Raw genomic sequence first — 24,604 nt, forward strand, 5'->3', positions numbered from 1 at the left:
CTTCTCGCGCTCAGGCTTGGACGGGCGCTTTCGGGACATAGCCCGGAATCAAGGCCTCGAACTCGTGACGGAAGTGCTTGATCATGGCACGCACCGGCATGGCCGCCGCGTCACCGAGCGCGCAGATCGTGCGGCCCTGGATGTTGTCTGCCACGGAGTTGAGCAGGTCCATGTCCGACGCCCTGCCCTGCCCGTTGTGGATGCGGTCCACCACGCGGTACAGCCAGCCCGTGCCTTCGCGGCAAGGCGTGCATTGGCCGCAGGACTCGTGCATGTAGAAATACGAAAGGCGCCGCAGCGACTCGACCATCGAGCGGCTGTCGTCCATGACGATGACCGCGCCCGAGCCCAGCATGGAGCCGGCCTTGGCGATGGAGTCGTAGTCCATCGTGCATTCCATCATGATGGAAGCGGGCAGCACCGGCGACGACGATCCGCCGGGGATCACGGCCTTGAGCGTGCGGCCCTTGCGAACTCCACCGGCCAATTCCAGAAGCTTGGAGAACGGCGTGCCCATGGGCACTTCGTAGTTGCCGGGCAACTCGACGTCACCGCTCACCGAATAGATCTTGGTGCCGCCGTTGTTCGGCTTGCCGCATTCGAGATACGCCGGACCACCGTTGTTGATGATCCAGGGCACCGCCGCGAAGGTCTCGGTGTTGTTGATGGTGGTCGGCTTGCCGTAGAGGCCGAAGCTGGCCGGGAACGGCGGCTTGAAGCGCGGCTGGCCCTTCTTGCCTTCGAGCGATTCGAGCAGCGCGGTTTCTTCGCCGCAGATGTAGGCGCCGAAACCGTGGGCGGCGTGCAACTGGAAGTTGTACGTGCTGCCCATGATCTTGTCGCCGAGGTAGCCGGCAGCGCGCGCTTCTTCGAGGGCTTCCTCGAAGCGGTCGTAGCTCTGGAAGATCTCGCCGTGAATGTAGTTGTAGCCCACGCTGATGCCCATCGCATACGCGGCGATGGCCATGCCTTCGATCACGATGTGCGGGTTGAACTGCAGGATGTCGCGGTCCTTGCACGTGCCCGGCTCGCCTTCGTCCGAATTGCAGACGAGGTATTTCTGGCCCGGGAACTGGCGGGGCATGAAGCTCCACTTGAGGCCCGTCGGGAAGCCCGCGCCGCCGCGGCCGCGCAGGCCCGAGGCCTTGACTTCGGCAATCACCTGGTCGGGCGTGAGTCCTTCGGTGAGGATCTTGCGCAGCGCCTGGTAGCCGCCGCGCGCTTCGTAGTCGGCCAGGCGCCAGTTGGTGCCGTTCAGGCCCGCATAGATCTGCGGCTCGATATGGCGGTCGTGGAAACAGGTCTGGACGCCCGTTGCCTGGAATTGCTGGAGTACTTGTTCGGGCGACATCACGCGGCCTCCCCTTTGGTCGAACCACGCAGCCCGTCGATGAGCTGGTCGAGCTTCTCGTTGCTCATGAAGCTGCACATGGTGCGGTCGTTGACCAGCATCACGGGCGAATCGGCGCAGGCGCCCAGGCATTCGCTCTGCTGCAGCGTGAACAGGCCGTCGGCCGTTGTCTCGCCCATCTTGATGCCGAGCTTCTTCTCGAGGTGAACGAGCGCGGTGACGCCGTCGCGCAGCTGGCACGGCAGGTTGGTGCACACGTTGAGCTTGAACTTGCCCACCGGATGCTGGTTGTACATGTTGTAGAAGGTCGTGACCTCGTGCACGGCGATGGGCGCCATACCGAGGTACTCGGCGATCTCGCGTTCGCGCTGCATGCTCACGAAGCCTTCGTCCTGTTGCACGATGGCCAGGCAGGCCATCACGGCCGACTGCTTGCCCGCTTCGGGGTACTTGGCGACTTCGCGCGCAAAGCGCTCGAGAATCGCAGGCTTCAGAGGAGCAGAAGGCGCCGTAGGCGCCGTGTCATGGTGGGTCGAGGAAGTCGTCATTCGCTCTTTCTCACCTGTCGATTTCGCCGAACACGATGTCCATCGTGCCGATCACCGCGACAGCGTCGGCGATCATGTGACCGCGCGACATTTCGTCGAGGGCGGCGAGGTGCGGGAAACCGGGGGCCCGGATCTTCAGGCGGTACGGCTTGTTGGCGCCGTCGCTCACGAGATAGATGCCGAACTCGCCCTTCGGGTGCTCGACGGCGGCATAGGCCTCGCCTTCGGGCACATGGAAGCCTTCGGTGAAGAGCTTGAAATGGTGGATCAGCTCCTCCATGTTCGCCTTCATCGATTCGCGCGCGGGCGCTGCCACCTTGTGATTGCTGGTGATGACCGGACCAGGATTGGTGCGCAGCCAGGCCGAGCACTGCTGGATGATCTTGTTGGCCTGGCGCATTTCTTCCACGCGCACGAGGTAGCGGTCGTAGCAGTCGCCCGTCCTGCCGACCGGCACGTCGAACAGCATCTGGTCGTAGACGTCGTAGGGCTGCTTCTTGCGCAGGTCCCATTCGATGCCCGAGCCGCGCAGCATGGGGCCGGTGAAGCCGAGGTTCAGCGCGCGCTCCGGCGTCACGACGCCGATGCCCACGGTGCGCTGCTTCCAGATACGGTTGTCGGTGAGCAGCGTTTCGTACTCGTCGACCATCTTCGGGAAGCGCTTGCAGAAGTCGTCGATGAAGTCGAGCAACGAGCCCTGGCGGTTCTCGTTGAGCTTTTCGATCGCCTTCGCGTTCTTGATCTTGCTGACCTTGTACTGCGGCATCGTGTCTGGCAGGTCGCGATAGACGCCGCCCGGACGGAAGTAGGCCGCATGCATGCGCGCGCCCGACACGGCTTCGTACATGTCGAACAGGTCTTCACGTTCGCGGAAGCAGTAGATGAGCATGTTCATCGCGCCGCAGTCGAGACCGTGCGCGCCGAGCCACAGCAGGTGGTTCAGCAGGCGGGTGATCTCGGCGAACATCACGCGGATGTACTGCGCGCGAATCGGCACATCCAGGCCCATCATCCGTTCGATGGCCAGGCAGTAGGCGTGCTCGTTGCTCATCATCGACACGTAGTCGAGACGGTCCATGTACGGCAGCGACTGGATGAAGGTGCGCGATTCGGCGAGCTTTTCGGTTGCGCGGTGCAACAGGCCGATGTGCGGATCGGCGCGCTGGATCACTTCGCCGTCGAGCTCGAGCACCAGGCGCAGCACGCCGTGCGCTGCCGGATGCTGAGGACCGAAGTTGAGTGTGTAGTTCTTGATTTCGGCCATATCAGTGCAAACCGCTGCCGTAGTTGTCTTCGCGAATCACGCGCGGGGTGATTTCTCGCGGCTCGATCGATACCGGCTGGTAAACGACGCGCTTTTGCTCTTCGTCGTAGCGCATTTCGACGTGCCCCGACACCGGGAAGTCCTTGCGGAACGGATGGCCGATGAAACCGTAGTCCGTAAGAATGCGGCGCAGGTCGTCATGACCCTCGAACACGATGCCGTAAAGGTCGAAGGCTTCGCGCTCGAACCACGTGGCGGCATTCCACACGGGCTGGAGCGAATCGACAACCGGCAGGTCTTCGCTCGGCGCAAACACCTTGAGGCGCACGCGCTGGTTGAAGCTCACCGAAAGCAGGTGCGTGACGACGCAATAGCGCTCGCCCTGCCACTCGCCTTCGCGGTAGTCGGAGTAATCCATGCCGCAGAGGTCGATCAGCTGCTCGAAGCGGCAGCCGGGCGCGTCGCGCAGCAGCGTGGCGGTTTCGATGTAGTCGGCAGCGCCCACCACAACGGTTACCTCGCCCAGCGCGAGCGTCACGCTCTTGGCCTTGGCGCCGAGCGTCTCGGCGATCGTGGCGCGCAGCACCTCCGGCGATATTGCAAAGTCAGTCATCGTCGGCAGTCTCTCAGGCGCGGGCAATGGTGTTGGTGCGGCGAATCTTCTGCTGCAGCTGAATCACACCGTAAAGCAGGGCTTCGGCGGTGGGCGGGCAACCGGGCACATAGACATCCACCGGCACGATGCGGTCGCAGCCGCGCACCACCGAATAGCTGTAGTGGTAGTAGCCGCCGCCATTGGCACAGGAGCCCATGGAAAGAACCCAGCGCGGCTCCGGCATCTGGTCGTAGACCTTGCGCAAAGCGGGCGCCATCTTGTTGCACAGCGTGCCGGCCACGATCATCAGATCGGACTGGCGGGGGCTGGGCCGGAACAGCATGCCGAAACGGTCGATGTCGTAGCGGGCTGCGCCCGCGTGCATCATTTCGACGGCACAGCAAGCCAGACCGAAAGTCATCGGCCAGAGTGATCCGGTCTTCGCCCAGTTCACCACCGAGTCGTAGGTGGTGGTGACGAAGCCTTCCTTCATGACGCCTTCAATGGCCATTTTGATGATTCCTTGTCATTCCCAGTCGAGCGCGCCTTTTTTCCACTCGTAGACAAAGCCTACGACGAGGATGGCGAGAAAGATCATCATGGCCCAGAAGCCGACGGCGCCAATTTCCTTGAGCGCAATGGCCCACGGAAAGAGAAAGGCAATCTCGAGATCGAACAGGATGAAGAGAATGGCGACGAGGTAATAGCGCACGTCGAATTTCATGCGCGCATCCTCGAAGGCCTCGAAGCCACACTCGTAGGGAGCGTTCTTCGCTGCGTCGGGCCGATTGGGACCCAGGATGTAGCCGATGACTTGCGGTGCGACACCTACACCGACACCGACCAAAATAAACAAAAGGACGGGGAGATAGGAATCGAGGTTCATCGGGAGATTTTCACCGCTTGCCACCGGCAGAAACGCTCCAAATGAGGTTTTCTGCCGGTGAGATTTGGTGCGGTCGGCGAGACTCGAACTCGCACAGCTTTCGCCACTACCCCCTCAAGATAGCGTGTCTACCAATTTCACCACGACCGCGGTTTTTTGTTCGGATGGCATGAGGTACCTGTGAAGGTGTTTGGCTTTCCGAACAGCTTTAGAGTTTACCCTGAAATGAAGCCGTTTCTTGCCAGCGACTCCATGAAAACAACTGGATTATTTGCTCGGGATCTGGCCCGGGCCTGAAACAGGTGCAGCAGGAGCCGAAGCTGGTGCATTGGCCGGTGCCGCGCCCGACGTACCCGCGGGAATCTGACCGGGAATTTGCCCTGCGGGAGCGGAAGCGGGCGTGGCGGGTGCACCGACGGCTGCGCGCTCCAGCAGGCTGCCGCCGCCGGCGGGCCGTGCATGGCTGAAGTAGGCCAGCAGCAAAGTGCAGGCAAAGAATACGGCCGCCAGAACGGCCGTGGTGCGCGAAAGGAAATTCGCGCTGCCGCTCGCGCCGAACAGGCTGCCGGCGCTGCCGCTGCCGAAGGCCGCGCCCATGTCGGCGCCCTTGCCGTGCTGGATCAGGATCAGCCCGATCATTGCAAGGGCCGACAGCATCTGCACGCCGACCAAAAGATTGAGGACCACATTCATTCGTTCTTACTCCTAATTGATGGCAGCCGCTGCTCGCGTTCAGCGAGCGGCAGCGGAAATGATCTGTAAAAAGTCGGGGGCCTTGAGCGATGCGCCGCCGATGAGGCCGCCGTCGATGTCGGGCTGCGCCAGCAACTGCGCGGCGTTGGCTGCGTTCATGCTGCCGCCGTAAAGAATGCAGATGCCGGCCGCGTGCTCGCTGGCCGCATGCTGCAGCTGTGCGCGCAGCACGGCGTGCACCGCCTGTGCCTGCTCGGGCGTTGCCGTCTTGCCGGTTCCGATGGCCCAGACGGGCTCATAGGCAACGACGATTTCGCTGATGCAGTGGCCATTGACATGGATCACCGCGGCCAGTTGGCGCTTGACGACTTCTTCGGTATGCCCTGCTTCGCGCTCGGCCAGCGTTTCGCCCACGCAGACGATGGGCGTGATGCCGTTCGCCAGCGCAGCCGCTGTCTTGGCCGCCACCGCTTCATCGGTTTCGCCGTGGTACTGGCGACGCTCCGAATGACCGACGATGGCATAGCGCACGCCGAATTCCTTCAGCATGGCCGCCGACTGCTCGCCGGTGAACGCACCCTGCGGGTGCGCCGAGATGTCCTGTGCGCCGAGCGCCATGGCCGTCGAACCCGCCAGCAGCGATTGCAGCTGGGCGAAATACGGGGCCGGCGCGCAAAGCGCGATGTCGCAACCAGCCGGCGCCGCGGCCAGGCCCTGCAGCAAGGCCTTCACCAGCGCCTCGTTGGCGGCAAGGCTGCCGTTCATCTTCCAGTTGCCAGCGATCAGCTTCTTTTTCGTTGTCATCGTATGTTGCCCGTCACCATGTCAGCACGATCTTGCCGATGTGCTGGTTGGATTCCATCAGCGCATGCGCCTGCGCTGCGCCACTGGGTTCGCCACCCGCCACAAAGGTGCTGTGGATCACGGGCTTGACCGCACCGCTTTCGAGCAGCGGCCAGACCTTCTCGCGCAACGCCTTGGCGATGGCGCCCTTGAACGCCACGGGCCGCGGACGCAGCGTCGAACCGGTGATCACCAGCCGCTTGCGCAGCACCAGGCCTGCATTGAAATCGCTCTTGACGCCGCCCTGCACCGCGATGATCACGAGCCGGCCGTCTTCGGCCATGCATTCGATCTCGCGCGCCACGTAGTCGCCGGCAACCATATCCAGGATCACATCCACGCCCTTGCCGCCGGTGAGCTTCTTCGCCTCTTCGACGAAGTCGCTCGTGCGGTAGTTGATGGCGTGATCCGCGCCCAGCTTCTTGCAGGCTTCGCACTTGTCGTCGCTGCCGGCCGTGACGATCACGGTGGCACCCAGCGCCTTGGCGATCTGGATCGCCGTCACGCCGATGCCGCTCGAGCCGCCCTGGATCAGCAGGGTCTCGCCCTTTTGCAGGCGACCCCGCTCGAACACGTTGCTCCAGACGGTGAAGAAGGTCTCGGGCAGCGAAGCTGCCTCGGTATCGCTCCACCCCTTGGGCACCGGAAGGCATTGCGCCACAGGCGCCACGCACAGCTCGGCATAGCCGCCGCCCGCGACCAGCGCGCAAACGCGGTCGCCGATCTTGAAGCCTGCTTCGGCCAGGGCCGCGGCGTCGCCCGACACGATCTCGCCGGCCACTTCGAGGCCCGGCAGGTCGGAGGCACCCGGCGGAACCGGGTAGTGCCCCTTGCGCTGCAACACGTCCGGACGATTCACGCCGCTGGCTGCGACGCGAATCAACAGTTCGCCCACGCCGGCCACCGGATCGGGACGCTCCACGGCGCGCAGCACCTCAGGGGCGCCGTACGAAGTGATTTCAATGGCTTTCATGGTCTTTGGCCTGCAACGCCCATGTTCCGGGCGTGGTTAGCTATTTAAAAAGTTGGCAACGGCTGCAAAGCTGCCGTTGCACCCTTCTTATTCTTGCGGTTCGCGCGGTGCGTACGGCTGCTCGCCGGCGGGCGCCTGCGGCTGCTCGTTGCGCGGCTGCTGCTGCTCGTTGTTGAAACGAGGCGCGCGTTCGCCGCCGCGATCGCCGCCACGGTCACCGCGGTCCGAACGTTCGCGACGCTCGCCGCCACGATCACCACGGTCGCCGCCGCGGTCTTCACGCGGTGCGCGTTCCTGGAACTCCATGCCGGCCGGACGCTCGGTCAGGGCCTTCATGGACAGCTTGACGCGGCCCTTTTCGTCGGTCTCGAGAACCTTGACCTTGACGATCTGGCCCTCGCTCAGATAGTCGGTCACCTTCTCGACGCGCTCGTGCGCGATCTGGCTGATGTGCAGCAGGCCGTCCTTGCCGGGCAGCAGGTTGATGAGCGCGCCGAAGTCCAGGATCTTGGTGACGGGGCCTTCGTAGACCTTGCCGATTTCGACTTCAGCGGTGATCTGCTCGATGCGGCGCTTGGCGAACTCCGCCTTCTCCGGATCGGTCGAGGCGATGGTGATGGTGCCGTCTTCGTCGATGTTGATCGTCGTGCCGGTTTCTTCCTGCAAGCCGCGAATGACAGCGCCGCCCTTGCCGATCACGTCGCGGATCTTCTCGGGGTTGATCTTGAGCGTGGTCAGGCGCGGTGCGAACTGCGACACCTCGGTCTTGGCTTCGCCCATGGCTTCCTGCATCTTGCCCAGGATGTGCATGCGCGCTTCCTTGGCCTGGGCCAGTGCGACCTGCATGATTTCCTTGGTGATGCCCTGGATCTTGATGTCCATCTGCAGCGCGGTGATGCCGTTGGTCGTGCCGGCCACCTTGAAGTCCATGTCGCCCAGGTGATCTTCGTCGCCCAGGATGTCGGTCAGCACCGCAAAGCGGTTGTCTTCCTTGATCAGGCCCATGGCGATGCCGGCCACGTGCGCCTTCATCGGCACGCCCGCGTCCATCATCGAGAGGCAGCCGCCGCAGACCGAAGCCATCGACGACGAGCCGTTCGACTCGGTGATTTCCGACACCACGCGAATGGTGTACGGGAATTCTTCCTTGGTCGGCAGCACGGCGACGAGCGCGCGCTTGGCCAGGCGGCCGTGGCCGATTTCGCGGCGCTTGGTCGAGCCCATGCGGCCCACTTCGCCGGTGGCGAAGGGAGGCATGTTGTAGTGGAACAGGAAGCGGTCTTCGTATTCGCCGGCCAGCGCATCGATGCGCTGTGCGTCGCGTTCGGTGCCGAGCGTGGTGATGACCAGGCCCTGCGTCTCGCCGCGGGTGAACAGTGCCGAACCATGGGTGCGCGGCAGCACGGAGTTGCGGATTTCGATGGGGCGCACGGTGCGCGTGTCGCGGCCGTCGATGCGGGGTTCGCCCGAGAGAATCTGGCTGCGGACGATCTTCGATTCGATCGAGAACAGCAGGTCGTTGACCTTGCCGGCGTCGAAGGGTTCGCCGCTTTCCTTCAGCGTGTTCATCACACTGGCGTTGGCTTCGCGCAGGGCTTGCGTGCGGGCCTGCTTGCTGCGGATCTGGTAGACGGCGCGCAGCTTTTCTTCGGCCAGGCTCTTGACCTTGGCGACGAAGGCTTCGTCTTCGGCCGGCGGCTGCCAGTCCCACACCGGCTTGCCGGCGTCGCGCACGAGTTCATGAATCGCGTTGATCGCGATGTTGGCTTGTTCGTGGCCGAACACCACGCCGCCCAGCATGATTTCTTCGCTGAGTTGCTGTGCTTCGGATTCCACCATCAGCACGGCGACTTCGGTACCGGCAACGACGAGGTCCATCTGCGAATCCTTGCGGGCGGTCTGGCCCGGATTCAGCACGTATTGGCCGTTGATGTAGCCCACGCGCGCAGCGCCGATCGGGCCGCTGAACGGAATGCCGGAAATCGACAGCGCGGCGCTCACGCCGATCATGGCGGCGATGTCGGCGTCGACTTCAGGGTTGAGCGACAGCGTGTGGATGACCACGTGCACTTCGTTCAGGAAACCTTCGGGAAACAGCGGGCGGATCGGACGATCGATCAGGCGGCTGGTCAGCGTTTCGTGTTCGCTGGGCTTGGCTTCGCGCTTGAAAAAGCTGCCGGGGATCTTGCCCGCGGCGTAGGTCTTCTCGATGTAGTCGACGGTCAGCGGGAAGAAATCCTGGCCGGGCTTGGCAGTCTTGGAGGCCACCACGGTCGCCAGGACCACGGTTCCGTCGATGTCGACCACCACGGCACCACTAGCCTGGCGGGCGATTTCGCCCGTTTCCATGACGACAGTCTTGTCGCCCCATTGGAAGGACTTGGTGACTTTGTTGAAGAGGCTCATGTTTGCTCCTGTTTTGATAGCGATTGACCTGTATTCATCACAGGTTCCGCAGGGACGGAGGCTTCTCAGAACACGATGCCATTCCAGCGAAGCTCGGCGGGAACTTCATTGGAATGACACAGCTTCGCTCTGTTTTGGCACTCCGAAAGTGGATCGCGAAGTAAAAAACGCCTGAGCTAGCGGACTAACCCAGGCGTTTTTTCATGCGATTCGGTTTACTTGCGCAGACCCAGCTTGGCGATCAGCGCGGTGTAACGATCGGCGTCCTTGGACTTGAGGTAGTCCAGGAGCTTGCGGCGACGGCTCACCATGCGCAGCAGGCCGCGACGACCATGGTGGTCCTTGGCGTGCGTCTTGAAGTGGGGGGTGAGCTCGTTGATACGGGCGGTCAGCAGTGCGACTTGCACTTCGGGGCTACCGGTATCGTTGGCGGCGCGGGCGTTGTCTTTGACGACTTCGGCCTTGATGGAGGCTGCGATCATGTTGAATTTCCTTGTTCCGGGATGTTTGACTTGCGGTGAGCGCTGGAACTGCCCTCACCGTGCGCCTTGCGGCATGCAAAGCCTCGGGATTATAGCTCGCCCGGGGCTTGCGCGTTTACTGTCTGGATAGCCAGCTTTTCAGGCGCTCCACGCCTTGCACAAGGCGCTGGGGGTCCTTGGAAGCGAAGCACCAGCGCAGCCACCCTTGGGCTTCCGGGGCGAAGGCGTTGCCAGGGGCGAGGCCAAGGCCGGCCTCGACGACCAGGCGCTTGGCAAGCTCGAGGGAGTCGCCGAAGCCTTCCAAGCGGAAAAAGGCGTACATGCCGCCCTTGGCCGGGGCCACCTGCACACCGGGCAAGGCTGCCAGCAGCGGCACCAGGGTGTCGCGGCACTCTTTCAGATGGGCCACCACGCGGGGCGTGATCTCCGCGGTGTGCTCGATGGCCGCAACGGCGGCGCGCTGGGTAAAGACGCTGGCACAGGAGGTGTTGAACTCGATCAGCTTGCCGATGCCCTCGACCATCGCGGGCGGCAGCACGAGCCACCCAAGGCGCCAGCCGGTCATGAGAAAGCTCTTCGAGAAGCTGTGCGTCACCACCAGCCGGTCGTCGGGCCTCGAAATGTCGAGAAAGCTCGGCGCGCAACCGCTGGGCGTGGGCTCGAAATACAGGCGCTCGTACACCTCGTCGGCCAGGATCCAGGTGCCGGTTTCGCGGCAGTGGTCGAGCACGGCCTGCTGCTCTTCACGCGTCATGGTCCAGCCGGTCGGGTTGTTGGGCGCGTTGACGATCAGCAGCTTGGTCTTCGGCGTGACCGCCTTGCGCAGCGCGGCCAGATCGAGCGTCCACTGCCCATTCGCGGGCACCAGCGACACCGTGCGCACCTTGGCGCCCAGAATTGCCGGCTGCGCCGTGAGGTTGGGCCACACGGGGGTGACCGCGACGACCTCATCGCCCGCATCGACCAGCGCCTGCACCGCGAGCATCAGCGCGCTGACGCCGCCGGAGGTCACGGCGATGCGCGAAGCATCGACCTTGGGATGCAGCTTGCTGGTGTAGCCGGCGATCGCCTCGCGCAGCTCCGGCAGGCCGAGGTTGTGCGCGTAGAAGGTTTCGCCGCGCTGCAGGGAGTCGATGGCCGCCTGGCGGATCACCTCGGGCGTGACCTCGTCGCTTTCGCCGAACCAGAAGGCGAGCACGTCATCGCGGCCGAGCCCGGCATTGGCAACCTCGCGGATCTTGGAGGCTTCGAGGTTGTGGATGGCTTCACGCATGTCTTGGCTTTCTAGATTCTTTTCATTTTGCAGGTGGTCGGCAGCTCGGCGCGTTCGGGGGCAATGGTCTTGATCACGCGAAAGCCGTAGCCCGAACCTTCGACATCGAACTGCACGCCCGGCTTGCCCTGCTTGTCCATCACGCCGACCACGAGCTGCTGCTGGAACTGATGGTCCGCCGCGCGCATGCGGCCGCGCTGCCCGTACAGGCTCACGTCGGCTTGCTCGAGCGCACGCGCCACAGCCACCGCATCGACACTGCCCGCGCGTTCGATCGATTGCGCCAGCGACTCCACGAGCAACTGCATGCGCATGTGCACGTAGTCGTCGGCCGGCTTCGGAAAACGCGCGCGGAAGGCGCGATAGAACGCCTCCGACTGCGCGGTCTGCACGTTGGGCAGCCAGTCGGCCACGGCAATCACGCGGCCGATGCCGGCATCGCCGATGGCCGCGGGCGCGCCGAGCGCGTTGCCATAGAAGGTATAGAAGGTGCCGTTGAAGCCGGCCTCGCGCGCCGCCTTCACCAGCAGCGTGAGGTCGTTGCCCCAGTTGCCGGTGAACACCGCCTGCGCGCCGCTCGCAATGATCTTGCTGGCGTAGGGCGCGAAGTCCTTCACCTTGCCCATCGGGTGCAGCTCGTCCCCGACGATTTCCACATCGGGCCGCTGCACGCCCAGCAGGCGTTTCGATTCGCGCAGCACCGACTGCCCGAAGCTGTAGTCCTGCCCGATGAGGTACGCGCGCTTGAGCGTTGCGTCGTCCTTCACCACTTCCATCAGCGCGGCCACGCGCATGTCGGCATGCGCATCGAAGCGAAAGTGCCAGAAGCTGCAGCGCTCGTTGGTGAGCACCGGATCGACCGCCGCGTAGTTGAGGAAGATCACACGCCGCGACGGATCGCGCTCGTTGTTCTTCTCGATGGCATCGACCAGCGCCGCCGCCGTGGCCGACGAGTTGCCCTGCAGCACGATGCGCGCACCGTCGTCCATGGCCGCGCGCAATGCCGACAGCGCTTCTTCGTTCTGCCCCTTGCTGTCGTAGCGGTCGAGTTGCAGCGGCCGCGCGCCGCCTGGCACGCCCGGCAGCTTGACGCCGCCGCGCGCGTTCACGCGTTCCACGGCCCACAGCAGATTGCGAAACACCGCTTCGCCGGTGTTGGCGAAGGGGCCGCTCATGCTTTCGATCAACGCGAGGCGAATGGGCGCGGGCGGCGTCTGCGGTTGCGCTTGCGCGGCGAAGGGGGCTGCGCATAGCGCCAGCGCCGCAAATTTCAAGGCCTTGCGACGCCAAATAAAGGGGGGATTCATTGTCTTGAAACGGGTGCGGCCGCGCCTAGATGTGGTGTCAAGCGGCACTCAGGATTGAATGGCCGCGCAGTGTAAGGGACACACATTCCTTGTCCCCATTGTGTTCATTCAGGAGTCTTTCATGTTTTTTGCACCCACCCTTCGCACCGCCCGCTTTGCTCCCCGTTCGTACGACCGCGCCTTCGAGCGCTTCGTCAACGAAGCCTTCACCGGCGCACACCGCTCGCCGCTTGTAGAACAGGACGACAAGAGCTGGACCCTCTCCGTCGATGTACCGGGCCTTTCTCGCGAAGACCTCACCATCGGCATCGAAGGCGCCGTGGTCCGTATCGACAGCAAGGCCGAAGCCAAGCGCCAGTTCAAGGCCGCCTACGAGCTGCCGCAAGACATCGACGTGGGCACCAGCGAAGCCAGGCTCGAGAACGGCGTACTCACGCTGAAGCTCGGCAAAAAAGTGCCGGTCAGCCAGGTCTCGGAACTGCAAATCAGTTGATTTTTTGCAAAGCCCACAAGAGGAAAGTGTCGTTAACTATTGTTTTTGACTTTGAAGACGCTCTTTAATCACAATAGGACAGTGAATAACGTCAAATCATGTGACGTTTTCACATTTTTCTTCTTTCTTTTTCGTGGGCGTCTCGCAAACGCACCGAATCCCTGACGGTGCGGATTCGGGTGCCCTCAAAGGCACACCATGATCACGCACCTCAAGTCAGCCAATGCCGATGAACGGTCCGATACGCTCCTGGTCTTCCTCCCCGGCGCCTACCTGAAACCCGACGAGTTCGAACGCGAAGGTTTCATCAGCGCCGTGCAGGAGCGCCACCTGGCCGCCGATTCACTGCTGGTGGACGCGGACGTTTCCTACTACTACGACCAGACGCTCAGCGAGCGCCTGCATGCGGACGTCATCGAACCGCAGCGGGCCAAGGGCTACAAGTCGATCTGGCTCGTGGGCATTTCCATCGGCGGCTTCGGTGCGCTGGTCCATGAACTCTCCAGGCCAGGGTCGGTCGACGGCATCGTCGCACTTGCGCCCTACCTGGGGCGGCGCGTCCTCGGCGCCGAGATTCTCAAGGCCGGCGGCCTGCGCACCTGGCAGGCCCCCACCGGCCCCCAGCCGGACGAGGAAGTCGACCGCAAGCTCTGGCCCTGGTTCCAGCAATACCTGGAACCACAGCAATCCCGGGCCCTCCCGCCGCTCTACCTCGGGTTCGGCCTCAGCGACCGCTTTGCCAGCAACCACAAACTGCTGGCCGATGCGCTGCCCGAAGGCCGCGTCTTCACCACGGAGGGCGGCCACGACTGGCCGCAGTGGCGCCAGCTATGGCGCAATGTGCTCGACGTGCTGCCGCTGCCGTCGCTCGGCCGCTCGCGCCCGTCGTCGGCTACGCGGGCACCGGCCGCGGCGTCTCGGATGACGTCATCAGCGAAGCCATGGGCCATCGCGGCTTGACGTCGAAGGCATAGCGTTCGCTGGCTTGCGCCAGCCCTGACTGCAGCCGCATGGCGGCCGCCATTGCAATCATCGCGCCGTTGTCGGTGCACAGGTGCAGCTCGGGGTAGTGCACGCGCACGCCGCGCCTGGCGCAGGCGGCGTTCAGTTGCTCCCTCAGGCTTCGATTCGCGCCCACGCCGCCGGCGACGACGAGCCGCTTGAGGCCGGTCTGCTCGAGCGCAGCAAGCGACTTCTTCAGCAGCACCTCGACGATCGCGGCCTGCGTGGAAGCCGCCAGGTCGGCCTTGTTGGCCTCGAGTTCGGCCCCGAGCTTCTTGGCCTGCGTCAGCACCGCCGTCTTCAGCCCCGCGAATGAAAAATCCAGGTCGCCGCTGTGCAGGAGCGGCCTCGGCAGCTTGAAGGCCGTGGCATTGCCCTCTTCCGCCAGCTTGGCCAGCCAGGGACCGCCCGGATAGGGCAAGCCCATGAGCTTGGCGCTCTTGTCGAAAGCCTCGCCGGCCGCGTCGTCGATGGTTTCGCCCAGGAGCTCGTAATGCCCCACGCCGTCGACCCGCATCAGCTGCGTATGGCCGCCCGACACCAGCAGCGCCACGAACGGAAACTCCGGCGGATCCGCGCTCAGGAAGGGCGACAGCAGGTGCCCTTCGAGGTGATGCACCCCGAGCACCGGCTTGCCGAGCGCCGCACCCAATGCGCAGGCCACGCCCGCGCCCACCAGCAAGGCCCCGGCAAGACCCGGGCCGCGCGTATAGGCGACCACGTCGATTTCGGCCAGCGAACGCCCCGCCTCCGCCATCACGGCTTCGGTCAGCGGCAGCACGCGGCGGATGTGGTCGCGGCTGGCGAGCTCGGGCACCACGCCGCCATAGGCCTGGTGCATGGCGATCTGGCTGTGCAGCGCGTGCGAACGCAGCAGCGGCAGCGCGTCGCCGTGCGATTCGACCAGCGCCACGCCGGTTTCATCGCAGGAGGATTCGATTCCCAGAAGAAGCATCGCAGGAGTGTAGGCGGCGCCGAATGCCCGTGCGGCACGGATGTTGCAGCAGGCCTTTGCCTCCCCTTCCCCACCATGAAATCCGGACTGAGTTTTCTGATCGCCGCCAGAAAGTGCGAAATCGACGAGCTGGACCAGCTCGCGCGCACCAGCGACCTGGTCGGGCTGATTGCGCGCCTCGTCCATGCGCTGCAGCGGGAGCGCGGCATGTCGAACGTGTTTCTCGCCTCGCGCGGGGTCCGCTTCGCCGACCAGCGCGATCCGCAGATCGCCGAATGCCTGGCGCTCGAAGAAGAGGTGCGCGCCAGCTTCGACCAGCTCGAAACCGAAGGCCGCCTGGGAGCCACCGCGGGCAACAGCGCCCGCCTCTTCAGCCGCATTGCCTGGGTGCTTCCCGGACTCGACGGCCTGCCCGCGCTGCGCCGCCGCGTCGGCGCGCTCGAATTGACGCCCGCGCAGGCCACCGCCGCCTTCGCGAAGCTCGTCGCCGGCTTGCTGGCGGTGGTGTTCGAAGCGGCCGACGGCGCCACCGATCCGGAAATCTCGCGCCTCCTCGTCGCGATGTTCAATTTCATGCAGGGCAAGGAATTCGCCGGGCAGGAACGTGCTTTCGGCGCCGCGTCGCTGGCGCTGGGGCGCAGCGACGAGGCGCAGCGCCAGCAATGGCTGCATCTCATCGAGCTGCAGGAGCGCTGCTTCCAGGTGTTCATCGATTTCTCGAGCAGCGGCGTGCTCGCGCTTTGGCACCAGAGCCAGTCCGACGCCGTCATGGCCGAGATCGAACGCCTGCGCCGCATGAGCGTGACCTCGGCCCAGGCAGCTTCGGCGGCCGCGCCCGATCCCCGGCTCAGCCAGGACTGGTTCGACTGCTGCACCCGCCGAATCGACGCCATGAAGACCGTCGAACACCGGCTGGCCGAAGACCTGCGCGAACTCTGCGCCCGCAAGATCGCGCAGGCGCGCGGCGAACTGCAGAAATACCAGCAAGTACTCGGCACGCTCGCGCCGCAAGCCGAGGGCGCCCTCTTCTTCGACGACACGGGCTCGGAGGCCACGGCGCCGGCCCAGTACGGCCGGCACCTCGAGCGTTCGGTGCTCGACATGGTGCAAGAGCAGTCGCACCGGCTGCAGGCCATGAGCGAAGAGCTCGAAACCGTTCGCGCTTCGCTCCACGAGCGCAAGCTGGTCGAACGCGCCAAGGGCCTGCTGATGGCGCATCGCCGAATGAGCGAGAACGAAGCACACAAGATGCTGCTGCAGACCGCCATGAACCAGAAGCGCCGGCTCGTCGACGTGGCCGAGTCGATGCTCGCCATGGCCGACTACCTGCCCATCGAGGCGACATCCCGACGCTGACTGCAGCTTGCGGGCGTTCGAAATGGTGCGGCGCACAACAATCGTGCATGACCCTGACTTTTCGCCCTGGAGACCTTGCACGCACACGGCCAGTGGCTCTTTTGCTGCCTATTTGATAGCAAACGGCGGCAAACAAAGCTGGCACACAGTTTGCTGAAGTAGTACATGGACCCACGGGTCCCAGGCAGGCAGCACCCAACGGCGGGTGTTGCCCACCGAAATCGGACAAAGGCGTCCCCCATCCCGCAAGGGCTCGTTTTCGAGCAGCCCCTGCGCGGTGCGGGACGCCTTTTTGTTTTTTGTCTTCCTTTTTTGTTGTTGTTCTTCAACCGGAGCCCGTCACATGACCGACCTGCTGAAAACCCGCCTCAGCCGCCGCCGCGTACTGCAAGCCGCCGCCATTGGCGCTGTGGGAATCGATCCCGCCCTGCGCGCCGCCGTCTGGGCCCAGGGCTCCGACAAGCCGGAAAAGGAAGAAGTGAAGATCGGCTTCATCCCGTTGACCGACTGCGCCAGCGTGGTGATGGCCTCGGTGCTCGGCATCGACAAGAAGTACGGCGTGAAGATCGTGCCCAGCAAGGAAGCCAGTTGGGCCGGCGTGCGCGACAAGCTCTCCAACGGCGATCTGGACATGGCGCACGTGCTCTACGGCCTGGTCTACGGCATGCACCTGGGCCTGAGCGGCCCGAAGAAGGACATGGCCGTGCTCATGACCCTCAACAACAACGGCCAGGCCATCACGCTGTCGAAGAAGCTCGCCGACAAGGGCGCGGTGGACGCGGCCTCGCTCGCCAAGCTCATCGCCACCGAAAAGCGCGAATACACCTTTGCCCAGACCTTCCCCACGGGCACCCACGCGATGTGGCTCTATTACTGGCTGGCCTCGGCCGGCATCGACCCGTTCAAGGACGTCAAGAACATCACCGTGCCGCCTCCGCAGATGGTGGCCAACATGCGCGTGGGCAACATGGACGGCTACTGCGTGGGCGAGCCCTGGGGCCAGCGCGCGATCATGGACGGCATCGGCGTGACAGCCATCACGACGCAGGACATCTGGAAAGACCATCCGGAAAAAGTGCTCGGGACCACGGGCGACTTCGTCAAGAAGTACCCCAACACCGCGCGCGCCGTGACCGCGGCCATCATCGAAGCCGGCAAGTGGATCGACACGGGCCTGCAGAACAAGAACAAGATGGCCGAGACCATTGCAGACAAGAGCTACGTGAACACCAGCGTGGACGCCATCAACCAGCGCATCCTGGGCCGCTACATCAACGGCATGGGCAAGAGCTGGGACGACCCCAACCACATGAAGTTCTACAACGGCGGCGCCGTGAGCTTCCCGTACCTGTCGGACGGCATGTGGTTCCTCACGCAGCACAAGCGCTGGGGTTTGCTGAAGGAGCATCCGGACTACCTGAAGGTGGCCACCGAGATCAACCGCATCGACATCTACAAGCAGGCCGCAGCCGCCACGCAAACGCCTGTGCCCAAGGACGTGCTGCGCACCAGCAAGCTGTTCGACGGCTCCGTGTGGGACGGCAAGGACCCAAAGAAATATGCCGACTCTTTCAAGATCCACGTCTGAGACGCCTGAGGAGAAACACACCATGGTCAGCGCTGTATTTCATTCGCCGATGGACGCATCTCTTCCTCTACCGCGTGCGGGAGAGGCCCGGGGTGAGGGTGCTGCCCGCGCCGAAGCGGCCACCCTTCCCACCCCGCTTCCTAAAAAGGAACGGGAGCAAAAGTCACGCTCGCCCATCGACCTGCGCGCCTTCTGGATGCGCGTGCTGCCGCCGCTCGCGGGCTTCGGCCTGCTGGTGCTGGTCTGGGAGCTGGTCGCCATGAAGAGCACCACCGGCTTTCCGTCGCCGCTTGCCACCTGGCAGCAGGCGCTCACGGTGTTCAGCGATCCGTTCTACAGCAAGGGCCCGAACGACCAGGGCGTGGGCTGGAACGTGCTCTCGTCGCTGCAGCGCGTGGCATTGGGCTTCGGTCTCGCGGCCGCCGTCGGCATTCCGGCGGGCTTTGCCATCGGCCGCTTCGAGTTTCTCTCGCGCATGTTCAACCCGCTGATCAGCCTGCTGCGCCCCGTGTCGCCGCTGGCCTGGCTGCCGATCGGCCTGCTGGTGTTCAAGGGCGCCAACCCGGCCGCCATCTGGACCATCTTCATCTGCTCGATCTGGCCGATGGTGATCAACACTGCCGTGGGCGTGCAGCGCGTGCCAAGCGACTACATGAACGTGGCCAAGGTGCTGAACCTCAGCGAATGGAAGATCTTCACCAAGATCCTGTTCCCCGCCGTGCTGCCCTACATGCTGACCGGCGTTCGCCTGGCGGTGGGCACCGCCTGGCTGGTGATCGTCGCGGCCGAAATGCTCACCGGCGGCGTCGGCATCGGCTTCTGGGTGTGGGACGAGTGGAACAACCTCAACGTCGCCAACATCATCATCGCGATCTTCGTCATCGGCATCGTCGGCCTGGTGCTGGAGTTCGCGCTCATCAAGCTTGCTACCGCGTTCACGTTCGAAGAGGTGAAGTCATGAATGATGATTCCAAGTACATCGAGATCCACAACGTCGAGCAGCGCTTCAAGACCGCCAAGGGCAGCTTCCTTGCATTGCAGGGCGTCAACCTGAACGTGGCCAAGGGCGAGTTCGTCACGCTCATCGGCCACTCGGGCTGCGGCAAGTCGACGCTGCTGAATCTCATCGCCGGCCTGACCACGCCCACGCAGGGCGTGCTGCTCTGCGCCAACCGTGAAATCAAGGGCCCGGGCCCGGAGCGCGCGGTGGTCTTCCAGAACCACTCGCTGCTGCCCTGGCTCACCTGCTTCGAGAACGTGTACCTCGCGGTCGAGCGCGTTTTCGCCGCCACCGAAAACAAGGCGCAACTGCGCGCACGCACCGATGCGGCGCTCGCGATGGTCGGCCTCACGCCCGCCGCGCAAAAGCGCCCCGGCGAAATCTCGGGCGGCATGAAGCAGCGCGTGGGCATTGCACGCGCGCTCTCCATGGAACCCAAGGTGCTGCTGATGGACGAACCCTTCGGCGCCCTGGACGCACTCACGCGCGCCAAGCTGCAGGACGAACTGCTCGGCATCGTGCAGAAGACCCAGAGCACTGTCGTCATGGTCACGCACGACGTCGACGAGGCGGTGCTGCTGAGCGACCGCATCGTGATGCTCACCAACGGCCCGGCTGCCACCATCGGCGAAGTTCTGAAGGTCGACATCGCACGTCCGCGCAACCGCGTCGAACTGGCCGAAGACCCGACCTATGTGCACGCCCGCAAGGCCGTGATCGATTTTCTCTACACGCGCCAGGCGCACGTGGAGAAGGTTGCGGCCTGACACCGCCGGCACGGCACAACCGGAGTCAGGACATGATGACTTGCAGGCTGTGCTCGTACCAGGCTGTGAGGCGCTCGAAGGTATCGACCAGCGCTTCGCTGGACCGCACCAGCGTTGCGCGGCCCTCGGGGCTCTCGAGCGCCTGCACGCCGCCCACCAGGCGCAGCCACTCGTCCCGCGCGGTTGCCAATGCGGCGCGAATCTCGGGTGAACTGAGGGGCGCGCGTTCCAGTTCCAGCAGCGCGGCCTCGAACTCGTTCATGGTCGGCAGCAGCCGTTCGCGCGAAGGCCCTGCCGCGAGCGCCGAAGCCAGCAACGCGTCCTTGGCCAGGCGCTGTGCGCGCATCCGCTGCCGCCCGCAGATGTTGACGATGCGCAGCGCACGCCGCGCGCCGGATGCTTCCAGCGCATCGGTCAGTGCCTCGGCCGCGCCCAGCAAATCGTCGCCGAGCTTGTCGATGTCGGCCAGCGCCTGCGGCACCGCTCGCGCCGCCAGCGCGACGGCAAGCCCGCTCCAGGCGGTCTGCACATCGCCCAGCGCGCCCGCGCCGGGAGCGCCCAGTTCTAGGGTGGCCAGATGATCCAGGTTCTGCTGCACCCGCTCGACCGACTGCGTGCGCAAGACGCGCGCGCGCTGCACGTCGATGCCGGCAAGCATTTGCGCCGCAATCCGCACCAGCCGCTGCGACAGCATGCGCAATTGCCCGGCACGGTTGATGGCATCGGCCCACTGCGCGGCCTCGATCACCGAGCGCGACACCTCGCCCAGCCGCAGGTTGGCGTGCATGGCAGCGCCGCGCAGCAAGCCGAAGGCTTCGTCTTCGCCGATGCCGCGGGAAGACATCAGAAGACCCTTGGCGCGATCGACCCATTTGCGTTCGTCCATGCGCGTGCGCAGGCCGTCGAGTTCAGTGCGCAACGCGTCCTCGCGTTCCCGGCGGGCTTGCGCCAGGACCGTCAGCGCGGAAAGCGAGGCGCCATCGCAAGCCTCGAGCGGCAGCCACGCATGCACGCCGAGCGCCACCAGCGCTTCGTGCCGAGCACTGTCCAGCGGCGCGCTGACGAGGCTCAGCGCGCAAGGGGGAGCGCCCTTCCATTCGCCAAGAGCATCGAGCAGCGCCTGCAGCTGTTGCGCCGACGCCGGTTCGGGCAGCCAGACCAGCACCTGTTGCGGTGCGAGCGCGCTCACCCGCTGCACCAGCGTGTGGCAGGTGGCCCGCTCGCCGGCGGTTGCGCCGGCACCCGCCAGCGCCTGCTGGAGTTGCTCCGGCAACGGCGCGGGCTCAGCGAATTCATTGGGCAGAACGACAAGAAGGGACATCATGGCAAAGCGGTTGAAGGCACGGCAAGCATAGGCCACGCCCGCGCATTTGCGCAGGCACGCCTCTTGCATCGATACGGGTGCGGTGTAACGAAGCACCGCTTTGGTGAGGCTGCAGGCTCCTGCATCCGTCCTGGCTGCGCAATGGCCGGGAAGCACCCCCACGCCGACAGCGTCCGCTGGCGGCATTCCTTCCCAACCCCGTCCGTCGACTCGGCCCTCCCACGGCTGCGCCGCGGCATTTCGCACGATTGAACGCCATGTCCAGTTTCAGGACCTTCTTGCACTCAGGCCACGGCCCGACGCTGTTCGCGGCCTTTCTGTACTTCTCGTTCTCCTGCTGCATCTGGGTGCTCAACGGCGCCATGGCGCCGTTCATCGGGGAAACCTTCGATCTTTCGCCCGCGCAGAAGGGCCTGATGCTGTCTGTGCCCATCATCGCGGGCGCGCTCATGCGCTTTCCGCTGGGCATCCTCTCGCAATACATCGGCCGCAAGAACGCCACGCTGGTCGAAATGGGCCTGATCGCGGTTGCGATGCTGTTCGGCTTCTTCTTCGTGAAGAGCTTCAACGACCTGCTGGCCATGGGCGTGCTGCTGGGCATTGCCGGCGCCAGCTTCGGCGTGGCGCTGTCGCTCGGATCGGGCTGGTTCCCGCCGCAGCACAAGGGCCTGGCGATGGGCCTGGTGGGTGCCGGCAACGTCGGCACGGCCGTGTCGGTACTGGTGGCGCCGCCGCTTGCGCAATGGCTCGGCTGGCAGGCGGTGTATGCCGTGGCGGCCGCCGCCATTCTGGTGCCGATGGTCGTGATGGTGCTGTTCGCCAAGGAGCCGCCCGACGTCGACAGCCACGCGAGCCTCCGCGAGCACATCGCCTGCCTGTTCGAAAAAGACGGCTGGGTGTTCAGCCTGATCTACGGCGTGACCTTCGGCGGCTTCATCGGCCTCATCACCTTCCTGCCCTCTTACTACTACGACCAGTTCGGCGTGAGCAAGGTGCAGGCCGGACAACTCACCATGCTGGCCGCCTTCATGGGCGCGGCGGTGCGCATCGTCGGCGGCTGGATCTCCGACCGCTGGGGCGGCGTGAACACGCTCACGGTGGTGCTGCTGGTGGTGGCCGTCGGGCTGGTGCTGGTGGGCATCTCGTCGTCTTCTCTTGCACTCACCACGCTGCTGTTGATCTTGTGCTTTGCCGCGCTGGGCGCGGGCAACGGCGCGCTGTTCCAGCTGGTGCCGCTGCGCTGGCCCACCAGCACTGCGGTGGCCGGTTCGATGATCGGCGAAATCGGCGCGCTGGGCGGCGGCCTCGTGCCCAACGCCATGGGCCTGTCGAAGCAGTACCTGGGCAGCTACGTCTGGGGCTTTGTGTTCTTCGGCGTGCTGTCTCTGGTCATGCTGGGCGTGATGCGCGTGATGCAGATCCGCTGGACCCGCACCTGGGCCGAAAAAGGCGGCCGCGCACGCACATCGCCCTCACCGGCTCCGGTCAAGTACACCGCTCCACCGAAGGCAACGCGGCCATGACCCTTTCCCGTTCGCCGTCAGCGTGGCAGAAAAAGCAGCCACACCACGAGCAGTGCGTTGAACAGCAACGACACGGCGAGCGCGATCTTGTAGAGCGCAACCGGGTCGCGGCGGATCAGCGGCGTGGCGGGCGGCGCACCGACGGGACGGGAAGCGCCCCGCTCGAGGGCAAGCAGCATTTCCTCGGCGGTTTCGAAGCGCTCCCGCGGGTCGCGGGCAACCGCCTTGCGCACCAGGTGGTCGAGCCACACGGGCACATCGGGCCTCAGCCGCGAGAGCGCGGCCGGGTCGCGCCGATAGCGCGCCACCTGGTAGGGCTCGATCTCGCCGTAGGGCAGATGCCCGCCGAGCCACTGGTACAGCGTGACGCCGAGCGCGAACAGGTCGCTGCCGGTGTCGGCATGGGCGCCCTCCCATTGCTCGGGATTGATGTAGCTGGGCGTACCGGCATGCAGCTCGCGCTGGGCCGCTCCTTCGCGCCCGGACAGGGCCACGCCGAGGTCGAGGATGCGCCATCGGCCGTCTTCGCCCAGGTGCAGGTTGCCGGGCTTGATGTCGCGGTGCACGACGCCGTGGCGATGCAGCCGGCCGAGCGCCTTTGTCACGTCGATGGCGGCGGTGACCACCTCGGCCACCGCACCGCGCGCTCCGGATTTGCGCATCTGCTCCAGCGTGCGTCCGCCGTGCCAATCGAACACGATGTAGAGCGTGCTGGCGTTTTCGGCGCGCTCGTGCACGCGCACGAATCCACCGCTGCCCACGCGCTGGCCCAGCCAGGCTTCGTGCGCGAGCATCGCGCGCTCCTGCGGATCGCTGGCACGCGAGGGATGCAGCGTCTTGAGCGCCACCAGTTCCCGCGTGGCGGCATTGCGCGCCTGGTAGAGCAGATGCACGCCGGTGTCGGCCACCAGCGCGGTGACGACGTAGCCGTCGAGCGCGTCGCCTACCTTCAACAGGGGCGGAGGCGCCAGGCGGCGGCCGTCGCCGAGCTCGTCGTCCAGCTGCCGCGGGTCCAGGCCGACGACGCGAATGACCAGTGCGGTCGCGTTGTCGCGCGTGCCGGCCTCGAGGGCGGCGTTCACCAGCGCCTCGCTCGCCTGCTCGGCACTGCCCTGCAGCGCGAGTGCGGCCAGGCGCTGCGGCTTGAGCACGCCGTGCACGCCGTCGGAGGTGAGCACGAAGCAGTCTCCCACGCGCACGTCGCCCTGCGCATAGTCGACACGCACCTGGTCGTCCAGGCCGATGGCGCGCGTCAGCCGGCTGCGCATGTCGGGATGCTCGAAGGCGTGGTCCTGGGTCAGCGGCATGGCCGGCTCGCCGTCGGCGCGTACGCGCCATGCGCGCGTGTCGCCCACATGCGCGAGCGTGTAGCTCTGGCCGTGCAGCACCAGCGCTGTCAACGTGGTGAGCGCTGTCGCGCTGCCCTGGCGGCGCCGGTTGTGATCGGCGAGCCAGGCGTTCTGCGCCGCGACCAGGCGGTCGAGCGCGGCGGTCGGCTCCCAGGTGTCGGGCGTGGCGAAGTAGTCGGCCAGGAGGCCCATGACCGTGGTCTGCGCCGCCTCCAGGCCCCGGCCGCCCGTGGACACACCGTCGGCAATGGCCGCAATGAGGCCACGCGACTCGTCGCCCGGCGGTGCGTTCACGGCGCCGGCAAAGTCTTCGTTCACTTCGCGCGGTCCGCGCTGGCTGCTGTAGCCGATGTCCACTTCAAAGCTCATGGCGCCATTCTCCACGTGCTTTCCACGCGCATTCCATGCGCACCGCATGCTTCCTTTGCTTGATTCGTTGAAAGGCCCCACCCCATGAAGAAACTCAAGCTCGTGATGGTCGGCAACGGCATGGCCGGCGTGCGCACGCTGGAGGAGCTCCTGAAGCTCGCGCCGGACATGTACGACATCACCGTCTTCGGTGCCGAGCCGCACCCCAACTACAACCGCATCCTCTTGTCGCCCGTGCTCGCGGGCGAGCAGACCGT

The 24,604-nt window shown here is 65.0% G+C and carries 23 protein-coding genes, 1 tRNA gene and 1 pseudogene; 8 read left to right on the forward strand and 17 right to left on the reverse strand.

From position 1 onward, the window contains the following. Positions 1-10: 10 nt before the first annotated feature. From nuoF to ABIC94_RS25505, 14 genes are all read right to left on the reverse strand, one after another. Positions 11-1,351, reverse strand: coding sequence for an NADH-quinone oxidoreductase subunit NuoF (gene nuoF, locus ABIC94_RS25440; protein ID WP_354375773.1), 1,341 nt, complete (start codon positions 1,349-1,351; stop codon positions 11-13). After that, the gene (locus ABIC94_RS25445; protein WP_354375774.1) at positions 1,351-1,899 is read right to left on the reverse strand and encodes an NADH-quinone oxidoreductase subunit NuoE family protein; all 549 of its coding nucleotides are present in this window, start codon (positions 1,897-1,899) and stop codon (positions 1,351-1,353) included. The genes nuoF and ABIC94_RS25445 overlap by 1 nt, the downstream gene beginning before the upstream one ends. Positions 1,900-1,909: 10 nt before the next feature. Continuing rightward, on the reverse strand, positions 1,910-3,163 hold the full coding sequence (locus ABIC94_RS25450) for an NADH-quinone oxidoreductase subunit D (RefSeq protein WP_354375775.1): 1,254 nt from the start codon (positions 3,161-3,163) through the stop codon (positions 1,910-1,912). A gap of 1 nt (position 3,164) precedes the next feature. Further along, positions 3,165-3,776, reverse strand: coding sequence for an NADH-quinone oxidoreductase subunit C (locus tag ABIC94_RS25455; RefSeq protein ID WP_354375776.1), 612 nt, complete (start codon positions 3,774-3,776; stop codon positions 3,165-3,167). A 13-nt stretch (positions 3,777-3,789) separates the two neighbouring features. Further along, positions 3,790-4,269 carry a NuoB/complex I 20 kDa subunit family protein gene (locus ABIC94_RS25460; protein ID WP_012748606.1) on the reverse strand — a complete coding sequence of 160 codons (480 nt, stop codon included), beginning with the start codon at positions 4,267-4,269 and terminating at the stop codon, positions 3,790-3,792. A gap of 15 nt (positions 4,270-4,284) precedes the next feature. Further along, positions 4,285-4,644, reverse strand: coding sequence for an NADH-quinone oxidoreductase subunit A (locus ABIC94_RS25465; RefSeq protein ID WP_055805154.1), 360 nt, complete (start codon positions 4,642-4,644; stop codon positions 4,285-4,287). Between the two features lie 65 nt (positions 4,645-4,709). Next, a tRNA-Leu gene (locus ABIC94_RS25470) sits at positions 4,710-4,794 on the reverse strand. Between the two features lie 117 nt (positions 4,795-4,911). Next, on the reverse strand, positions 4,912-5,337 hold the full coding sequence (gene secG, locus ABIC94_RS25475) for a preprotein translocase subunit SecG (RefSeq protein ID WP_354375777.1): 426 nt from the start codon (positions 5,335-5,337) through the stop codon (positions 4,912-4,914). A 39-nt stretch (positions 5,338-5,376) separates the two neighbouring features. After that, positions 5,377-6,141, reverse strand: coding sequence for a triose-phosphate isomerase (gene tpiA / locus ABIC94_RS25480; protein ID WP_354375778.1), 765 nt, complete (start codon positions 6,139-6,141; stop codon positions 5,377-5,379). A 13-nt stretch (positions 6,142-6,154) separates the two neighbouring features. Next, a complete protein-coding gene (locus tag ABIC94_RS25485; protein ID WP_354375779.1) occupies positions 6,155-7,153 on the reverse strand; it encodes an NAD(P)H-quinone oxidoreductase in 999 nt (332 codons plus the stop codon). A gap of 87 nt (positions 7,154-7,240) precedes the next feature. Beyond that, on the reverse strand, positions 7,241-9,559 hold the full coding sequence (gene pnp / locus ABIC94_RS25490) for a polyribonucleotide nucleotidyltransferase (RefSeq protein ID WP_354375780.1): 2,319 nt from the start codon (positions 9,557-9,559) through the stop codon (positions 7,241-7,243). A gap of 215 nt (positions 9,560-9,774) precedes the next feature. Continuing rightward, complete coding sequence (gene rpsO, locus ABIC94_RS25495) at positions 9,775-10,041, reverse strand: 30S ribosomal protein S15 (protein WP_007837783.1); 267 nt, start codon at positions 10,039-10,041, stop codon at positions 9,775-9,777. A gap of 115 nt (positions 10,042-10,156) precedes the next feature. Beyond that, on the reverse strand, positions 10,157-11,314 hold the full coding sequence (locus ABIC94_RS25500) for a pyridoxal phosphate-dependent aminotransferase (protein WP_354375781.1): 1,158 nt from the start codon (positions 11,312-11,314) through the stop codon (positions 10,157-10,159). Positions 11,315-11,325: 11 nt separating this feature from the next. After that, positions 11,326-12,621 carry a branched-chain amino acid ABC transporter substrate-binding protein gene (locus tag ABIC94_RS25505; RefSeq protein ID WP_354375782.1) on the reverse strand — a complete coding sequence of 432 codons (1,296 nt, stop codon included), beginning with the start codon at positions 12,619-12,621 and terminating at the stop codon, positions 11,326-11,328. 121 nt (positions 12,622-12,742) lie between these two features. On the opposite strand from ABIC94_RS25505, the gene ABIC94_RS25510 reads away from it, so the two are divergent. Both ABIC94_RS25510 and ABIC94_RS25515 read left to right on the forward strand, forming a co-directional pair. After that, positions 12,743-13,114 carry an Hsp20/alpha crystallin family protein gene (locus tag ABIC94_RS25510; protein WP_354375783.1) on the forward strand — a complete coding sequence of 124 codons (372 nt, stop codon included), beginning with the start codon at positions 12,743-12,745 and terminating at the stop codon, positions 13,112-13,114. A gap of 198 nt (positions 13,115-13,312) precedes the next feature. Then, positions 13,313-14,074, forward strand: a complete 762-nt coding sequence (locus ABIC94_RS25515) for an alpha/beta hydrolase-fold protein (protein ID WP_354375784.1) — start codon at positions 13,313-13,315, stop codon at positions 14,072-14,074. Here the strand turns inward: ABIC94_RS25515 and tsaD are convergent. Continuing rightward, on the reverse strand, positions 14,007-15,071 hold the full coding sequence (gene tsaD / locus ABIC94_RS25520) for a tRNA (adenosine(37)-N6)-threonylcarbamoyltransferase complex transferase subunit TsaD (protein ID WP_354375785.1): 1,065 nt from the start codon (positions 15,069-15,071) through the stop codon (positions 14,007-14,009). The two genes, ABIC94_RS25515 and tsaD, sit on opposite strands and share 68 nt — an antisense overlap. Positions 15,072-15,146: 75 nt before the next feature. Here tsaD and ABIC94_RS25525 point away from each other — a divergent pair, with 75 nt between their 5' ends. From ABIC94_RS25525 to ABIC94_RS25540, 4 genes are all read left to right on the forward strand, one after another. After that, complete coding sequence (locus ABIC94_RS25525; RefSeq protein WP_354375786.1) at positions 15,147-16,427, forward strand: nitrate- and nitrite sensing domain-containing protein; 1,281 nt, start codon at positions 15,147-15,149, stop codon at positions 16,425-16,427. A gap of 343 nt (positions 16,428-16,770) precedes the next feature. Beyond that, positions 16,771-18,015, forward strand: a complete 1,245-nt coding sequence (locus tag ABIC94_RS25530; protein ID WP_126749741.1) for a CmpA/NrtA family ABC transporter substrate-binding protein — start codon at positions 16,771-16,773, stop codon at positions 18,013-18,015. A 22-nt stretch (positions 18,016-18,037) separates the two neighbouring features. After that, a complete protein-coding gene (ntrB, locus tag ABIC94_RS25535) occupies positions 18,038-18,976 on the forward strand; it encodes a nitrate ABC transporter permease (protein ID WP_354375787.1) in 939 nt (312 codons plus the stop codon). Then, entirely contained in the window at positions 18,973-19,782 is an 810-nt protein-coding gene (locus ABIC94_RS25540; RefSeq protein WP_354375788.1) for an ABC transporter ATP-binding protein, read from the forward strand. Before ntrB ends, ABIC94_RS25540 begins: the two co-directional genes overlap by 4 nt. Positions 19,783-19,807: 25 nt before the next feature. Here ABIC94_RS25540 and ABIC94_RS25545 read toward each other — a convergent pair whose 3' ends face one another. Then, complete coding sequence (locus ABIC94_RS25545; RefSeq protein WP_354375789.1) at positions 19,808-21,106, reverse strand: ANTAR domain-containing protein; 1,299 nt, start codon at positions 21,104-21,106, stop codon at positions 19,808-19,810. A gap of 257 nt (positions 21,107-21,363) precedes the next feature. Between ABIC94_RS25545 and ABIC94_RS25550 the strand changes: the two genes are divergently transcribed. Beyond that, entirely contained in the window at positions 21,364-22,629 is a 1,266-nt protein-coding gene (locus ABIC94_RS25550; RefSeq protein ID WP_354375790.1) for an MFS transporter, read from the forward strand. Positions 22,630-22,646: 17 nt separating this feature from the next. Here ABIC94_RS25550 and ABIC94_RS25555 read toward each other — a convergent pair whose 3' ends face one another. Further along, positions 22,647-24,347 (reverse strand): bifunctional protein-serine/threonine kinase/phosphatase, encoded by a 1,701-nt coding sequence (locus ABIC94_RS25555; protein WP_354375791.1) that lies wholly within the window; start codon positions 24,345-24,347, stop codon positions 22,647-22,649. Positions 24,348-24,431: 84 nt separating this feature from the next. On the opposite strand from ABIC94_RS25555, the pseudogene ABIC94_RS25560 reads away from it, so the two are divergent. Continuing rightward, positions 24,432-24,604: pseudogene (locus ABIC94_RS25560) on the forward strand (NAD(P)/FAD-dependent oxidoreductase); the annotation flags it as partial.

This window comes from Variovorax paradoxus (assembly GCF_040544635.1).
Lineage (GTDB): Bacteria > Pseudomonadota > Gammaproteobacteria > Burkholderiales > Burkholderiaceae_C > Variovorax > Variovorax paradoxus_R.

Bases quoted from the DNA above. Each gene is read 5' to 3' on its own strand.
- ABIC94_RS25555 (WP_354375791.1), bottom strand. From the start codon at position 24,347: ATGAGCTTTGAAGTGGACATCGGCTACAGCAGCCAGCGCGGACCGCGC.
- secG (WP_354375777.1), bottom strand. From the start codon at position 5,337: ATGAATGTGGTCCTCAATCTTTTGGTCGGCGTGCAGATGCTGTCGGCC.
- tsaD (WP_354375785.1), bottom strand. From the start codon at position 15,071: ATGCTTCTTCTGGGAATCGAATCCTCCTGCGATGAAACCGGCGTGGCG.
- ABIC94_RS25485 (WP_354375779.1), bottom strand. From the start codon at position 7,153: ATGAAAGCCATTGAAATCACTTCGTACGGCGCCCCTGAGGTGCTGCGC.
- ABIC94_RS25450 (WP_354375775.1), bottom strand. From the start codon at position 3,163: ATGGCCGAAATCAAGAACTACACACTCAACTTCGGTCCTCAGCATCCG.
- ABIC94_RS25550 (WP_354375790.1), top strand. From the start codon at position 21,364: ATGTCCAGTTTCAGGACCTTCTTGCACTCAGGCCACGGCCCGACGCTG.
- ABIC94_RS25540 (WP_354375788.1), top strand. From the start codon at position 18,973: ATGAATGATGATTCCAAGTACATCGAGATCCACAACGTCGAGCAGCGC.
- pnp (WP_354375780.1), bottom strand. From the start codon at position 9,559: ATGAGCCTCTTCAACAAAGTCACCAAGTCCTTCCAATGGGGCGACAAG.
- ABIC94_RS25465 (WP_055805154.1), bottom strand. From the start codon at position 4,644: ATGAACCTCGATTCCTATCTCCCCGTCCTTTTGTTTATTTTGGTCGGT.
- ABIC94_RS25525 (WP_354375786.1), top strand. From the start codon at position 15,147: ATGAAATCCGGACTGAGTTTTCTGATCGCCGCCAGAAAGTGCGAAATC.
- ABIC94_RS25455 (WP_354375776.1), bottom strand. From the start codon at position 3,776: ATGACTGACTTTGCAATATCGCCGGAGGTGCTGCGCGCCACGATCGCC.
- ABIC94_RS25460 (WP_012748606.1), bottom strand. From the start codon at position 4,269: ATGGCCATTGAAGGCGTCATGAAGGAAGGCTTCGTCACCACCACCTAC.
- ABIC94_RS25500 (WP_354375781.1), bottom strand. From the start codon at position 11,314: ATGCGTGAAGCCATCCACAACCTCGAAGCCTCCAAGATCCGCGAGGTT.
- ntrB (WP_354375787.1), top strand. From the start codon at position 18,038: ATGGTCAGCGCTGTATTTCATTCGCCGATGGACGCATCTCTTCCTCTA.
- ABIC94_RS25515 (WP_354375784.1), top strand. From the start codon at position 13,313: ATGATCACGCACCTCAAGTCAGCCAATGCCGATGAACGGTCCGATACG.
- ABIC94_RS25505 (WP_354375782.1), bottom strand. From the start codon at position 12,621: ATGAATCCCCCCTTTATTTGGCGTCGCAAGGCCTTGAAATTTGCGGCG.
- rpsO (WP_007837783.1), bottom strand. From the start codon at position 10,041: ATGATCGCAGCCTCCATCAAGGCCGAAGTCGTCAAAGACAACGCCCGC.
- ABIC94_RS25545 (WP_354375789.1), bottom strand. From the start codon at position 21,106: ATGATGTCCCTTCTTGTCGTTCTGCCCAATGAATTCGCTGAGCCCGCG.
- ABIC94_RS25510 (WP_354375783.1), top strand. From the start codon at position 12,743: ATGTTTTTTGCACCCACCCTTCGCACCGCCCGCTTTGCTCCCCGTTCG.
- ABIC94_RS25445 (WP_354375774.1), bottom strand. From the start codon at position 1,899: ATGACGACTTCCTCGACCCACCATGACACGGCGCCTACGGCGCCTTCT.
- ABIC94_RS25530 (WP_126749741.1), top strand. From the start codon at position 16,771: ATGACCGACCTGCTGAAAACCCGCCTCAGCCGCCGCCGCGTACTGCAA.
- nuoF (WP_354375773.1), bottom strand. From the start codon at position 1,351: ATGTCGCCCGAACAAGTACTCCAGCAATTCCAGGCAACGGGCGTCCAG.
- tpiA (WP_354375778.1), bottom strand. From the start codon at position 6,141: ATGACAACGAAAAAGAAGCTGATCGCTGGCAACTGGAAGATGAACGGC.